Genomic DNA, 15,582 nt, shown 5'->3' with positions numbered 1-15,582 from the left:
AATCACCTCGTTTGCTTCAGTATTTCTATTCCCTTCAGAATAACCTTTCTTTCATCCGAATACCTTACAAGATCCTTTGCCTTGTCCATATGAACGAACCTGGCGTCCACAAAGCCTTCCTTGCGTTGAGGTACACAGTCCATGGAGCCTGTTCTCATAAGATACCAATGGACCGTCTTATAAACGACCTCATCCTCTCTGAGATTCTTGTACTTGTAATTGACCTCACCTATATATTCTATGACCTCACCCTTGACCCCGGACTCCTCCAGGACTTCTCTAAGAGCTGCAGTCTTAAAGGTTTCTCCTTTTTCAAGTCTTCCCTTAGGAAGGACCCAGTCTCCGTTGTACTTCTTCAATAGAAGTATAGTATTGCCGAATACCACCACTCCTCCAGAGCTTACCTCTACCATTGATACCACTCCCAATAGCCCATTTTGATCCATATCATATTAATTATACAACATTTCATCAGCGTTTTGTAAACATTTTCACAGATAATAGCCCCTTGAGTACATTTTGGGTATAATGTATTTATTATAGTGAAGGAGGATATTTATGTATATAGAAATGAATGAAATAGTTGAAAAACTTGCAGGTCTTCTTAAGATTCCAAGTCCAACCGGCGATACCTCTGCAGCAATAGATTTTGTCGGAAATCTTTTTAGGGAGCTGGGGATTAAGACCGTCCTAACCGGTAAAGGTGCGCTGATCGCTACTATTCCAGGAAATGATACTTCTAAGTCCGTAACCTTGTCAGGCCATGTCGATACTCTTGGCGCTATGGTCAAGGAAATAAAGGATAATGGAAGATTAAAGCTGTCGCAGCTCGGAGGCTATATTATGAGTACGGTTGAGGGAGAGCACGTTCAAATTTCGACTCTTGACGGTAAAAAGTATACAGGAACCTTGATCATAACCAAAGCTTCCTCACATGTTCATGGTGACGAAACCAGAACTCTTGACAGAACGACCTCAAATATGGAGGTCCGACTGGATGAGGTTGTTTCAAATCGTGAGGATGTTGAGTCATTGGGAATCCAGGTCGGCGATTTCGTAAGCTTTGATCCAAGGGTAGTGGTCACTCCATCAGGCTTCATCAAATCGAGACATCTTGATGACAAGGCAGGAGTAATAGCGATATATGGCATTGCAAAACAGATCATAAATGAAGGACTATCTCCAAAGTTTACAACCCATTTCTTTATAAGCAACTACGAAGAGGTCGGTCATGGTGCATCTGCTGCAATACCTGATGATACCTTCGAATTTATAGCTGTTGACATGGCAGCTCCCGGGGAGGGGCAGACCTCAGATGAGTTCTCGGTTACCATATGTGCAAAGGATAGCACAGGCCCCTATGATCTGGAGCTTAGAAAGAGGCTGGTTGAGCTTTGCAAAGCAAATAATATTCGCTACAAGATGGATATTTACCCATATTACGGCTCCGACGGATCCGCAGCCCTAAGATCCGGCTACGACTTAAAGGTCGGATTGATAGGACCAGGTGTGGATGCGTCCCACTCCTTTGAGAGAACACACAGGGATGCCATAGAAGAGACCATAAAGCTTGGAGTTGCATATTTGACCGAAAAGTAGTTAGGTGAAAATTCCCGATTCACTTTCACTAATAACAATTATAGAGATTCACGATATAAAAGATCCTTCGTTCCTCTCAGATTGACAGTTCATTATCATTCTGAGTATAACGAAGGACCTTTTTTTTGAGATCCCTCTACTTCAGTCGGGATGACAGAAATAAGTCATTTCAAGTGTTACAAAGGATCCTTTTTTACTATCAATTGTGAAATGTGAATTATGAATTGTGAATTGATTATACCAGCTTTATGAGCATATCGCTTAAAAGGTCTGTGTCGTGGCGTATATATTCATTTTTCACATCTATGAGCTTGCCCTCGATTAGCTTGATTCCTCTCTTATTGAGCTCTTTTTCCTCACCCTTTTGGATGCACACAGGAACTGCTCCATCGCTTCCGTACCTTGTTAAAACATCATTAGGTATACTTTCGGTATTGGCTATTACATAATCCAGAAATCCATCCATAGAGTGCCTGATTATCGCATCCACATGCTGGATGACTCCGTACCCGTCGGTTTCGCCTGGCTGAGTCATTACATTACACACATAAACTACTGGTGCTTTTGCCTTATTTATATGAAGGACCATATTTTTTACCAACAGATTGGGGATCACGGAAGTGTATAAGCTCCCTGGTCCCAGTACTATAAGGTCTGCTTCCTTGATAGATTTGACCGCCTCCACAAGCGGATAAGATCTCTCCGGTGTCATTGTCATCCGGGCTATACTCGTACCCCTCGCCTTAGCTATTTCAGGTATCATAGACTCTCCCTCAACTATCGTGCCATCCTCAAGCTGTGCAATGAGTCTTGCATTGGCGAGAGTTACTGGCAGTACCTTACCTGTTATGGAAAGTACGTTGCTCGTCTCTTTTATGGCCTTTTCGAAGCTGCCATGTATCTCGTTCATTGCTGCAATAAACAAATTCCCAAAGCTTTGTCCCTTAAGCACGCCCTCAGAAAATCTGTGCCCTAAAAGTTTTGCCATATTGGGTTCAGTGTTTGCAAGTGCCAGAAGACAAGATCTTATATCGCCGGGGGGCAACATGCCAAGATCTTCTCTAAGCCTCCCGCTTCCTCCTCCATCATCAGCTACTGTTACAATTGCTGTAATATTTTCTGTTTTTTCCTTCAAGCCTCTCAACAGCACCGATAATCCGGTACCTCCGCCCAACACCACTACCTTAGGCTGTGTCTTTGATTTGTTCAATATCTTATCCATAATCTATTTCCCTTCATTATGCTTTACAAATCTCTATGGTCAACAACAGCCCTGTGCCCATCAGCCTTAAGGAGCCCTGCTATCCTTTCCGCTATGGCGACTGATCTATGCTTGCCGCCAGTGCAGCCAATACCTACCACCAACTGTGTCTTGCCTTCTTTGATATAATATGGAATGAGAAATTCAAGCAGATCCATTGTCTTTTCAATAAATAATTGTGTTTGAGGCCAACTGAAAACGTAGTCTCTTACGTTATTCTTTAATCCTGAGAATTCCTTCAGCTCGGGAATGTAGAATGGATTAGGCAGGAACCTGACGTCAAAAACAAGGTCCCCGTCCAGGAGGATCCCGTTCTTAAACCCGAAGGATGTTACTGATATGCTAAGCTTGCTCGCTTCCTCGCCCTCCATAAATATACGTGTCATCTCTTCCTTGAGCATTCCAAGGTTCAACTTGGTTGTGTCAATTATATAGTCTGCTCTACTCTTGACTTGCTTAAGTGCATCACGCTCAGCAGCTATACCATCCAGGAGATTCCCTTCAGGATTCAATGGATGAGGCCTTCTAAGCTCCTTATACCTTTTAATTAAAGTGTCATTGCCTGAATCCAGAAATAATATCTTGAAACCGATCCCCATAGCAGTGAGCTGGTCCAAACCCTGGAAAAGAGTCTCAAAGAATTCCCCGCCTCTTATATCGACAACGACGGCAACCTTTTTTATCTCCTTTGTCGATTTGTGGGTTAGCTCCGCAAATTTGGAAAGGAGTGCTGGCGGCAAATTGTCCATGCAGTAATAGCCCATGTCCTCCATAACCTTCATCGCCTGTGACTTCCCCGCTCCTGACATACCGGTAATTACTACAAATTCCATCCCTATCACCTCTCCTATCCATCTGCCCAAGCTTAATGGGCGATATTCACTATCCTATTTAAGTCTATACCAGATTCCTCAGTCTTTTTTATACCCCTACCAACCTCACCAACATTTGCTGGATCATGTGCATCGCTATTAAGATACAGCATTACGGGAATATCCTTGATCAGCTCAAGACTTTTTACTGACAATTCGTCGTGCTTGGAGCTTATTTCCAAAGCTGTCCCAATTCGAGCAGCTTTTTTTGCGACCTCGACAATATCAATTTTAGCCTTTGAGCCGGGATGGGTTATTATATTAATGGGATACCTGTCCATAGCCTTGATATATGCTTCAGTCATTCTTTCAACGGATCCCTCCATAGTGCCTGCAAACAGCTTGGCAAGCTGAGGTGTAACATATAAACCAAGAGCATCCGATATGCTTCCCGGAGTTGCTCCGTAGTGGTACCCCATAAGAAGGATGTCCAGTTGCTTTATTATACCTTCATCTACGTCAAGTTCACCATCCAATCCCACCAGATTCGATTCAAGCCCAAGTAGTATACTAAGTCCTTTAGGTTCATAAATTTCTCGCAACCTTATGATCTCTTCTTTCATTATAGGAAGATTTTCAAGCCTAAGTCCGTATAGGTAATGACCCGGCCCATGCTCGCTGATAACTATTGTCTCCAAGCCCTTCGCATATGCTTCTGCAACATTCTCCTCTATTGTACCCTTTGCATGTGTTCCTTTCCTTTTGAATCCACTGCTGTATATGGTGTGAGTATGATAGTCACCCTTAAGACGGATCATCAGTCTTCACCTGCCAGCTTGATCTCCATTTCCAGTTCAACCTCAAATTTGTCCCGTACGGTTTTTCGTACCACTTCTATAAGCTCCAAAACCTCTTTGCAGGTTGATTTACCTCTGTTTACAACGAAGCCGCAATGTTTTTCTGAAACCTGAGCATCTCCGTGCCTCAAGCCTCTCAGCCCGGAATCTTCAATCAGCTTACCTGCGAAGTATCCCTCCGGCCTCTTAAATGTGCTGCCAGCACTTGGCATTTCAAGTGGCTGCTTTGATGTCCTTTGAACGGTAAGCTCTTTCATTTTCCCATCTATTTTTGTATAATCGCCTTTTTTAAGCTTTATGGCAACATCCAGAACTATAAGATCATCCCTTTTGACTCTGCTGTTTCTATAGTCAAATTCCATCTCATGCCCACTAAGCTGGAGCTTCCTCCCATATTTATCAATTGCTCTTACCAGAGTCACCACATCCTTCATCTCTCCTCCGTAAGCACCTGCGTTCATAGAGATTGCCCCACCTATAGTCCCAGGTATACCGCTTGCGAACTCCAGGCCCTCCAGTGATTCTCTTAGAGCTGCTTTACTTACTGCAGTCAACAGAGCACCTGCCTGAGCATAAATAGTATCGTCATCGATCCGGACATGATCAAATCCGTCATTGATCTTAAGTACTACTCCTCTGATCCCACCATCTTTAACCAGCAGGTTTGAACCATTACCCATAATGAATAAAGGTACATCTCTCTCTCTTGATACCCTTAGAGCTTTTTCCATCTCCTCCTCAGATGTTATCCTTATGAGGACATCTGCTGGTCCACCTATCTTAAAGGATGTATGGGCTGACATTGGCTCATCAAATCTAATGTCCACAAAGTCTTGTTCATCGAATAATTTCATATATTTATTCATTTTGTATTATCACCCTTTGTTAAATATTGCATTCTGCTCTATATTATACCACATAGAAGGGTCTTTAACTAAAAAAGCTGCCGCCCGAAGGTGACAGCTCAGTGTAATTAGTCTCTTGCCATTCTCTTGTATACTTCGTATCTTGCCTTAGAAGCAACCTCAGCTGCTTTGTAGAGCATCTCAGCTTCCTCTGGGAATGAAAGCTTAAGTGAAGTATATCTGACCTCTGAATCAAGGAAGTCAGTAACCGGTTTTGTCGGCTCCTTGGAGTCAAGCACAAACGGATTCTTGCCTTCATCAGATAGTCTTGGATCGAATCTGTATAGGTGCCAGTATCCTGTGTCAACTGCAAGCTTTTCTTGCTTAATAGTGGTTCCCATACCTGATTTGATTCCGTGGTTAATACATGGTGCATATGCAATAACAAGTGATGGACCGTCATAGCTCTCTGCTTCCTTAAGAGCCTTGAGAGTTTGGTTCATGTTAGCTCCCATTGCAACCTGAGCTACGTATACGTACCCATAGGTGGCAGCTATCATACCAAGGTCTTTCTTTCTTATTTTCTTACCTGAAGCTGCAAACTTAGCTACAGCTGCAGTTGGAGTCGACTTGGATGACTGTCCTCCTGTATTTGAGTAAACCTCAGTGTCGAATACAAGAACGTTGATGTCCTCACCAGATGCCAATACGTGATCAAGTCCGCCGAATCCGATGTCATATGCCCAACCGTCTCCTCCAAAGATCCACATTGATCTCTTGATAAGGTAATCCTTAAGCTCAGTTATAAGCTCGATTGCTGCATCTGCTTTTTCATTTCCGAACTTAACGTCAAGTCTTGGCAGTATCATTCCAGCAGCTGCTTTTGAGGCATTTGCATCGTTCATTCCTGCAAGCCATGCATTGAAATGCTCGTTAAGCTCTGAATCTACTCCAGCTGCCAGGAAATCTTCCATGGCAAGCTTTATTTTTTCCCTGATCTTCTTGACTGCTACTGCCATACCGTATCCAAATTCAGCATTGTCTTCGAACAGTGAGTTAGCCCATGATGGTCCTCTTCCGTCCTGACCTGCACAGTAAGGAGTAGCGGGAGCACTCGCTCCCCAAATCGATGAGCATCCAGTTGCATTGGCGATCATCATTCTGTCTCCAAACAACTGAGTTACAAGTTTGGCATAGGGAGTTTCTCCACAGCCTGCGCAAGCTCCTGAGAACTGAAGAAGTGGTTGCTGGAATTGAGTGTTTTTCAATATATTGGTTTCAAATCTGTCGCCTTTGTTCTTTACAGTCATTGCAAATTCCCAATTCTTGGAGTGTACTTCGTACTCTTCCTCGAATGGAGTCATTACAAGAGCCTTCTCCTTTGCAGGACATACATCAGCGCAGTTTCCGCAGCCTGTACAATCCAATGGAGAAACCTAGATCCTGTACTCAAGCCCTTCAAAGCCCTTGCCTGTAGGAGCGAGAGTCTCGAAGGTTTCAGGTGCTTTTGCCTTTTCATCTGCATCGACAAGTATAGGTCTTATTACTGCATGTGGACAAACATATGAACATTGGTTACATTGGATACAATTTTCCTTGATCCAATGTGGTACGTCAACAGCTATGGCTCTCTTCTCGAATTCAGAGGTGCCATGCGGGAAGGTACCGTCTTCTCTTCCAACAAATGTGCTTACTGGAAGGTCGTCTCCCTCTTGTCTGTTCATAGGCTCTACTACATTCTTTATAAAGTCAGGAACTTCCTTAACTTCAGCCTTTTCATCCACAGCATCCTTCCAGGAAGCCGGAACTTCTATCTTGACCAGGGCGTCGATACCCTTGTCTATTGCTGCATAGTTCATATTGACTATCTTCTCGCCTTTCTTGCCGTAATCCTTGATAACTGATTTCTTAAGGTGCTCTACGGCAACTTCCATTGGAAGTACCTTGGAAAGCTTGAAGAATGCGGACTGCATGATCATGTTGGTTCTTCCGCCAAGGCCGATTTCGACAGCAATCTTTGTAGCGTTTATAGTATAGAAATTGATCTCGTTCTCTGCAATGTATCTCTTCATTGAAGCAGGAAGGTTCTCTTCAAGCTCCTTCTCGTCCCATAGACAGTTCAGAAGGAAGGTTCCACCCTTCTTAAGTCCCTTCAGCAGGTCATAGCTGTGTACATAAGACTGCTTGGAGCAGGAAATGAAGTCAGCGTTTGAAATCAGATAAGTCGATTTTATCGGGCTGCTCCCAAATCTCAAGTGGGAGATAGTAACTCCTCCTGATTTCTTTGAGTCGTACGCGAAGTACCCTTGTGCATACATATCCGTGTCGTCACCTATGATCTTGATGGCGCTCTTATTAGCTCCAACAGTTCCGTCAGATCCGAATCCCCAGAATTTGCATTGGATTGTTCCCTCTGGTTCAGTTTCGATTATCTCATCAACTGGAAGTGAAAGGTTAGTTACATCGTCAACTATACCTACTGTGAACCCGTCCTTTGGATTTTCAGCTTTAAGATTCTTAAATACTGCAAGAATCTGTGAAGGCGTTGTATCCTTTGAGCCAAGTCCGTATCTACCGCCAACTATGATAGGCTGATCCTTCTTGGTGTAGTACAGGTTTTTGATATCCAGATAAAGTGGCTCGCCAAGCGCTCCCTTTTCCTTAGTCCTGTCAAGTACAACTATTCTCTTCACGGATGAAGGCATTACATCGAAGAAATATTTCTCTGAGAATGGTCTGTAAAGGTGTACCTTCATCAAACCAACCTTCTCGCCTTTAGCCATCAGGTAGTCGACTACCTCTTCAGCTGCCTCTGTTACAGAGCCCATGGCCACCATTACATATTCAGCCTCAGGGTGTCCGTAGTAATTGAACGGTTTGTAATCTCTTCCGGTTATCTTGTTTATTTCCTTCATGTAGTCATTTACCAGATCCGGTACTGCAAGGTAGTATGGATTTGAGGCCTCTGCAGCCTGGAAGTAGATATCCGGATTTTGTGCAGTTCCTCTTGTTACCGGGTTGGCAGGGTTCAAAGCCCTGTTTCTGAATTCTTTAAGAGCATCCCAATCGAGAAGCTTCGCAAGGTCATCATACTCCATAACCTCAACCTTCTGAATCTCGTGGCTTGTTCTGAATCCGTCGAAAAAATGAAGGAAGGGAACTCTTCCTTTTATTGCGCAAAGGTGAGCTACTCCGGCAAGATCCATAACTTCCTGAACTGAGCCTGATGCCAGTAATGCAAAGCCTGTTTGTCTTGTAGCCATTACGTCCTGATGATCTCCAAAGATGCTGAGTGCATGTGAAGCCAATGCTCTGGCTGACACATGGAATACTGCCGGCAGAAGTTCTCCAGCCATTTTGTACATATTAGGAACCATCAATAAAAGTCCCTGAGATGCTGTGTATGTAGTGGTCAAAGCTCCTGCCTGAAGTGAGCCATGAACTGCTCCTGCTGCTCCAGCCTCTGACTGCATCTCTGTTACCAATACCTTTTGCCCAAAAATATTAGTCTTGCCATGTGCAGACCATTCGTCTACTGATTCGGCCATGTTCGATGATGGTGTGATAGGGTATATCGCAGCTACGTCTGTGAAGGCGTAAGATATATACGCTGCAGCTGTGTTACCATCCATGGTCTTCATAACTTTACCCATGTATAGTACCTCCTTGATATGGTATATGGTTGATAAAATGTAAGAGGGCATTGCCCTCCTGAATTTGTTAAAAAATCCGCTATCATATTTAAGTATATTAAACAATGAAATGGATGTCAACTTAATATTCCTTCATATTTAGCCTGTCAAGAGCGCTTAATTCCTTGCATGCTTGTTGGCTTTCCTCTCCTGTATAGATTTGCTCACTCTTTCGTTAAGCTCCTCTGCAGCATTGTATCCAAGCCTCTTTTGGCGGTTGTTTTTTGCAGCGACCTCGACGATCATAGCTATGCTTCGACCGGGCTTTACAGGAATTGTAACCTTTGGCAGCTTTATGCCAAGTATCTCAATAGTCTCCTCCTCGAGGCCCACTCTGTCATACTCCTTGTCCGGATTCCATGCCTCCAGCTCTACGACCATATCCAAATAATCGTACTGCTTCACTGCACTTATTCCATATAGCCTTTCAATATCGAGTATTCCTATCCCTCTTATTTCAAGGAAGTATCGCGTCAATTCAGGGCAAGAGCCTCTAAGTGTATCTTCCACCCTTTTTATCTCGACAATATCGTCAGAGATCAGTCTGCAGCCTCTGGTAATAAGGTCAAGAGCAGTTTCGGATTTACCGATTCCTGATTTCCCTGTCAACAGTACTCCTACTCCAAATACCTCGAGCAAAACTCCATGAACACTTGTTTCAGGCGCTAATTTTAGCCCCAGGTAAGAAACCAACTCACCTATTACCTTCGAGGTGGTCTTCTCACTATAGAGGAGCGTCTTGTTGTATTTCTTCGAAAGCTCTATCAATTCCGGGAAAACCTCGTTCCCTCTTGTTACTATTATAACAGGGATAGGATATTGAATGAACTTCTCCAGTACGTCAAGTCGATTGGATTCATCCATATCCCTCAAAAAATGCCACTCTGCACTTCCAATGACCTGAACCCTCTCGGGAACGAATTTTTCATAGTAACCTGCCATCTGAAGTCCAGGCCGACTGATATCAGTGGTCTCAATCCTTACATATTCAACATCGTCGGAGACATATATGCGTTCAAGTCCAAGTTCATTTATCAAATCGATCAATAAAACGTGATCCATAGGCATTCTCCTTTACATCCCCTCTGGCGGTCTATGTGGTATAATTGCAGCTGCCAGAAAATACATCACTATACCGCCTATAAAGGCTGTCGGCAAAAGCAGAAACACCCAGCCAAGTCTTATCAGCGTGGAGTCTATTCCGAAATACTCTGCAATGCCACCACATACCCCTGCGATTTTTTTGTCAGTATCAGACAAGTAAAGCCTTTTATCCATTGCTATTCCTCCTTCTTTCTAAAGTGAGCCAGAACACTTTCAGCAGCCCGTACATTCATTCCCTTGACCTCGCATAGCTCCTCCAAGGTTGCTTCCTTGATTTTGGATATGCTTTGAAAATGCTTTAAAAGCTCCACTTTTCTCTTCTCGCCTATCCCCGGGATCCCGTCTAATTCAGATCTGAACATGTCCTTGGTTCTAAGACTTCTATGATAGCTTATGGCAAAACGATGAGCCTCTTCCTGGATCCTGTAAACCAGTTTGAATGCAAGGCTATCCTTGTCAAATGAAATTTCCTCATTATTATAGATCAATCCTCTGGTTTTGTGGAATTGATCCTTAACCATTCCACATACAGGGATATCTACGCCCATTTGATCGAGAAGCGACTGGACCCTGTTTACCTGACCCTTTCCTCCGTCTATCATTATTATGTCCGGGAGAAGTGAGAATCCATTTTTATTCTTAATGCTTTCCTCTCCTTCTTTATCAGCAAGTCCTCTAAGAAACCTTCTCTCCAGGACCTCAGCCATGCTTCCGTAATCGTCAGGAGTGCTAAAAGACCTTATCCTAAACCTTCTATAGTCGGATTTCTTAGGCTCACCTTTCTCGAATACTACCATAGACCCAACTGATCCTATGCCGCTTATATTTGATATGTCGAAGGCTTCCAGTCTTTCTGGCCTATCCTCCAGACCCAGGTTAATTTGCAGTTCCTCAAGTGCCTTAAGGTTTTCCCTGTGTTTTCGGAGGAATTTATCTCCATATTTATTTAGCATTTCCAGTGCATTCTCCTTAGCCATGCGTATCAGCTGAGACTTTTCTCCCTTGGAAGGCACCTGGATCGAGACCTTTGATCCTCTCATGCCGGACAGCCATTTTTGGATGGAATCATTGTCTTCAAGAGCTACCTCAAGGAGAAGCTCCTTTGGGATGTATGAGGCGCCCATATAGAACTGCTTAACAAAAGCTTCCATAATCTCACTTCTGTCCTCGATATATGAGTCTTCCATTATATAATGCTCTCTCCCAACTATCTTTCCATCTCTTATGAAGTAAACCTGAACGACTACCTCTTCGACTCCTCTTGCCATTGCAATGACATCCTGTTCTACATTTGATGCAGTATCTACTCTTTGCTTCACATGGAGCGTCGTAAGTGCCTGTATCTGGTCACGGAATGAGGCCGCGGCCTCAAAATTAAGTTCCTGAGAAGCTCTTTGCATTTTTTCCTCAAGCATTTTCACTATGCTGTCATCCTTTAGATTCAGAAAATCCAACACTTTATCTATCATCTCATTATATAAAGCTTCATCAACATTTCCCCTGCATGGACCAAGACATCTGCCTATGTGGTAATTCAAGCATGGCTTGAATCGCTGCCCCTCCTTGTCAAGGTTTAGGCGGCAATTTCTGATGGGAAACGTCCTCTGAAATATCTCAATCGCTTCATTGACAGCTGTGGCGCTTGGGTATGGCCCAAAATACTTCGCTCCATCCTTTTCTATCTGTCTTGTTTTCAGGACTCTGGGATACCTCTCCTGGACTGTTACCTTTATATATGGGTACTGTTTGTCATCCCTTAAAAGTATATTGTACTTAGGTTTGTTGCGCTTGATAAGGTTTGCCTCCAAAACCAGAGCTTCAACCTCATTATTAACTATAATATACTCGAAGTCCTTGATATTCATAACCATGCTGGCAACCTTTGGAGAATGATTGCCAGAAGCCTGAAAATACTGGCGTACTCTCTTTTTAAGCGAGATCGCTTTCCCAACATATATGATTTCTCCCGATTTATCCTTCATTAGATAAACTCCCGGGAGGTCTGGAAGCTGTTTTAGTTGTTCGCTGAAATCTGCCACATTATCACCTTTATCTATTGATAGCTCAATTATACCACAAACACCTGACAATCCAATAATCTACGGAAACCTGTCATCTTAAACTTTGCATTTGTCCAAAGAAGATTGGAGGCTATCAGTTTTGAGGACATTTCCTGGCCAAGCGGCCGTGAGTGGTCCGAAAAACTATCTAACCTCCAATTTATATCAATAAAAGCTTCTTATTTACAATCATTTAACTAAATTACTTATTCCTTAGATCTCTCTTGTCTTTTCTCTTAACCAATCCTTTACATCTTCATCTAAGTGCGGGCTCAGCTTTTCATAAACATTGTTGTTGTAGTTGTTCAACCATTCCGCTTCATTCGGGGTCAATAGTTCCTTATCGACACACTTAGTATCTATATAGCACCATGAAAGCATATCGAAGCCGTAAAACTGACCTGAATCTGTTTTAATGTCCTCTTTAACTACAACTACATTCTCTGTACGTATCCCGTGCTTTTTTTCCTTATAAATGCCAGGCTCGATCGTCACTACCATACCTGGCTCCAGGGCTACACTATTTGGCATGGGCGCTATCCTGTGAGGCCCTTCATGTACATTGAGCAAATAACCTACACCGTGGCCTGTTCCGGATTTATAATCCTCTCCCTCCATCCATAGGGGGTGTCTTGCAAGAACATCCAGCGCATGACCTGAGCTTCCTTGTAAAAACCTTGCAGAAATAAGATTTATATGCCCTTTGAGGACAAGCGTGAAATCTCTTTTCTCCTCTTGGGTAACGTCTCCTAATGCAATAGTCCTTGTTATATCAGTTGTCCCGTTTAGGTATTGTCCGCCTGAATCTAGAAGGAAAAGGCCCTCTTTCCCCAGGACAGCATTGTTATCCTCTGTAGCAGAATAATGCATCATGGCAGCATTTGGTCCATATGCAGCTATTGTTTCAAAGCTTGGTTCGATAAAATCCTCCATCCCTTTTCTGAACTGAAGAAGCTGGTCTGATGCATCCATCTCAGTGATTTCTGTTTTACCGAGGTTGTTGTGAAGCCAGTGGAAGAATTTAGTTAAAGCTACTCCATCCTTTACATACGCCAATCTCTGGTTTTCTATCTCGGTCTTGTTCTTGACCCCTTTAGGGAGAGTTGTTAGATTTGGTTTTTCAATTATCGTACATCCTTCAGGTATAGAGCTGAAAAGCCATCTGTTTATCCTCTCTTTATCCAGAACAATGGATCTGTCTTTGCTGATCGATGCTATATCATCAGCAACTAAATCATATTGTCTGCATTTTATTCCCTGCTCTCCAAGAAATATCGCCGCTTCATCATCCAGCTTATCCATATCAAGATACAATATTGCAGTTTCATGAGATATAAGGGCATATGACATTACCACTGGGTTGTACTTTACGTCCCCACCTCGGATGTTGTAAAGCCATGCTATGTCATCAAGACTGCCCAGCAAGAAATAATCCGCTCCGAGGCCCTTCATTTCTTCTCTTATTTGAATCAGTTTATCTTTGGCGGACTCTCCGGTATACTTCACATCAAGACACATAAGTTTATTTTTGGAAAGCTCTGGTCTGTTTTCCCAAATAATTCCTACCAGGTCCTCTCCATCATAAATCATTGGTTCGATCTTATCTAAGTCATCCAGCACCGATTCAACAAATCCCTGGGATACTATCTTACCATTCAAGCCTATAGTAGCACCTTTATTTAGCTTTTCCAGTAGCCACTGTTTATAGGTTGGATAACCGGGAGTGTTCATTTTATATAGGACAAATCCAGTATCCCTGATCTGGTTCTCTGCTTGAATAAAGTATCTTCCATCAGTCCATAGGATGGCTTCGTCCATTGTCACGACTGCAGTCCCTGCTGATCCCGTGAAACCTGTCAGGTAGGCTCTCCCTTTGTAATGATCTGCAACATATTCAGATTGGTGAGGATCTGATGTAGGTTCTATATAAGCATCCAGTCCTCTTTCCTTCATTAGGTTTCTAAGTGCTTCAAGTCTATTAGTTGTCATGTTGTCTAACGCCTCCCTTATTAGATTCCTGCTTGATCAATAATCCTGCAACTGCCATGCCCGAGATCCCTGCAATGAGCTTAGAGACGATAAAGGCATTGACTGAGGACGGTGAAACCGAAGATACATAGCCCAACTGGCCACCGAGAACAAATGCCCCACTAACTGAAAATGCAGCGTTCAGCATTTTGCCTTTCCAGTTCATTTCATGATAAACACCCATCATAGGGAGACAGCTGGCAAGTGATGAAAATAGGCCAAGTATCGAGTACTCATCAAGTCCAAATCTTGTTGATGCTCTCTTAAGCACCCTTGATAGCCTCCTCTGCAAAAAGTACAGCATAGGATAAGCACCAGATAAAACAACTGCAATCGTGAATACTAGCATTACTGCTTCCTCCAAGGGCAGCATACCCTCTACTATCACATGCCCTGTTGAATAGCTGTAAATGCTGAGGAGAAGTCCAAATGTACTCAGGCCTAAAACCAGCTTTCCAACCATGCTAAAAACAGATACCATCTTATCCTGGAACCTTATTAATCCATATGCTATAAGTGCTGAAAACACTATCACCGGAAGTAGATTCAAAATGACCTCAACAGCTGAAATTTTCAACATAAAGCCTGCAATCACCATACCGACAGGTACAGTTACTATCCCTGCCAGGATCCCTTTTGCAAAGTATTCGAAGTCCCTTACAGATATAAGGTTGGTTGCTACAGGCACCGAAAAGGAAATTGTAGCTCCCAGAGTGGATGCAAGTATAACTCCGTTGAATGCTACCATGTTTTCGCTCCTGGCTATCTCCAGACTTGTATTATATGCTCCCAGGTCTGTTGCCAATATGCTGCCGATAAATACTGATGGATCTGTGTGAAGCAGATTTGCCAACGGCAGGAGTATGGGAGTTGCAGCTGATGCAATTATGGGTGATAGGCTGTAAATCCCGATTATGGTTAGGGCAAGACCTCCCATCGCCTTGAAACCTTCGTCGAACTTGACTCCCAAACCAAATTTGTTGTTAAGCAGCTTGTCGATCCCAGCCAATATCGAAAACGCCAGCATTGCGTAAAGCATCAAATTTCCTCCAGATCTGAAATATTCAAGGATATTATACTATAAGGGTCAGGAAAACGCCAGGGGAAAGGAGTTATGGGAATGGGGTTAGGCATTAGGCAATTAGCGATAGGCGATCGGCGGCAATGGGGGCAGACGACCCTGTCTTGCCGAAAGAAAAGATCCCTCGACTACGCTCGGGATGACAAAAGTGCTGTCATTCTGAGGCTCGCCGAAGAATCTAAGATTTTGCTGCCTGCTGTCTACTACCTACTAACAGCTGTTTTTCATTACTTATCGCTTAAT

At 43.3% G+C, this 15,582-nt stretch carries 11 protein-coding genes and 1 pseudogene; 1 reads left to right on the top strand and 11 read right to left on the bottom strand.

The window, feature by feature from the left end:
• Positions 1-2: 2 nt before the first annotated feature.
• Complete coding sequence (locus EC328_RS03990) at positions 3-446, bottom strand: NUDIX hydrolase (protein ID WP_240671523.1); 444 nt, start codon at positions 444-446, stop codon at positions 3-5.
• Positions 447-558: 112 nt separating this feature from the next.
• On the opposite strand from EC328_RS03990, the gene EC328_RS03985 reads away from it, so the two are divergent.
• A complete protein-coding gene (locus EC328_RS03985) occupies positions 559-1,599 on the top strand; it encodes a M42 family metallopeptidase (protein ID WP_128425601.1) in 1,041 nt (346 codons plus the stop codon).
• A 235-nt stretch (positions 1,600-1,834) separates the two neighbouring features.
• On the opposite strand, the gene EC328_RS03980 is transcribed toward EC328_RS03985, so the two are convergent.
• From EC328_RS03980 to eutH, 10 genes and pseudogenes are all read right to left on the bottom strand, one after another.
• Complete coding sequence (locus EC328_RS03980) at positions 1,835-2,821, bottom strand: gluconeogenesis factor YvcK family protein (RefSeq protein ID WP_128425600.1); 987 nt, start codon at positions 2,819-2,821, stop codon at positions 1,835-1,837.
• A 23-nt stretch (positions 2,822-2,844) separates the two neighbouring features.
• Positions 2,845-3,693 carry an RNase adapter RapZ gene (gene rapZ, locus EC328_RS03975; RefSeq protein WP_128425599.1) on the bottom strand — a complete coding sequence of 283 codons (849 nt, stop codon included), beginning with the start codon at positions 3,691-3,693 and terminating at the stop codon, positions 2,845-2,847.
• A gap of 32 nt (positions 3,694-3,725) precedes the next feature.
• Positions 3,726-4,490 carry a PHP domain-containing protein gene (locus tag EC328_RS03970; protein WP_240671522.1) on the bottom strand — a complete coding sequence of 255 codons (765 nt, stop codon included), beginning with the start codon at positions 4,488-4,490 and terminating at the stop codon, positions 3,726-3,728.
• Positions 4,490-5,383, bottom strand: coding sequence for a UDP-N-acetylmuramate dehydrogenase (gene murB, locus EC328_RS03965; RefSeq protein WP_240671521.1), 894 nt, complete (start codon positions 5,381-5,383; stop codon positions 4,490-4,492). The genes EC328_RS03970 and murB overlap by 1 nt, the downstream gene beginning before the upstream one ends.
• Positions 5,384-5,502: 119 nt before the next feature.
• Positions 5,503-9,027, bottom strand: a pseudogene (gene nifJ, locus EC328_RS03960) (pyruvate:ferredoxin (flavodoxin) oxidoreductase).
• A 156-nt stretch (positions 9,028-9,183) separates the two neighbouring features.
• Positions 9,184-10,128 carry an HPr(Ser) kinase/phosphatase gene (gene hprK, locus EC328_RS03955; protein WP_128425597.1) on the bottom strand — a complete coding sequence of 315 codons (945 nt, stop codon included), beginning with the start codon at positions 10,126-10,128 and terminating at the stop codon, positions 9,184-9,186.
• A gap of 12 nt (positions 10,129-10,140) precedes the next feature.
• Complete coding sequence (locus EC328_RS03950) at positions 10,141-10,344, bottom strand: PspC domain-containing protein (RefSeq protein WP_128425596.1); 204 nt, start codon at positions 10,342-10,344, stop codon at positions 10,141-10,143.
• A 2-nt stretch (positions 10,345-10,346) separates the two neighbouring features.
• The gene (gene uvrC / locus EC328_RS03945) at positions 10,347-12,209 is read right to left on the bottom strand and encodes an excinuclease ABC subunit UvrC (RefSeq protein WP_128426984.1); all 1,863 of its coding nucleotides are present in this window, start codon (positions 12,207-12,209) and stop codon (positions 10,347-10,349) included.
• A gap of 234 nt (positions 12,210-12,443) precedes the next feature.
• Positions 12,444-14,219 (bottom strand): aminopeptidase P family protein, encoded by a 1,776-nt coding sequence (locus EC328_RS03940; protein WP_128425595.1) that lies wholly within the window; start codon positions 14,217-14,219, stop codon positions 12,444-12,446.
• Positions 14,209-15,297 carry an ethanolamine utilization protein EutH gene (gene eutH, locus EC328_RS03935; RefSeq protein ID WP_128425594.1) on the bottom strand — a complete coding sequence of 363 codons (1,089 nt, stop codon included), beginning with the start codon at positions 15,295-15,297 and terminating at the stop codon, positions 14,209-14,211. Before eutH ends, EC328_RS03940 begins: the two co-directional genes overlap by 11 nt.
• Positions 15,298-15,582 lie beyond the last annotated feature (285 nt).

The organism is Gudongella oleilytica, assembly GCF_004101785.1.
Taxonomy (GTDB): Bacteria; Bacillota; Clostridia; order Tissierellales; family Tissierellaceae; genus Gudongella; species Gudongella oleilytica.
Note: the sequence above shows the minus strand (reverse complement) of the source record. Positions and strands in the feature narration are given on the sequence as shown.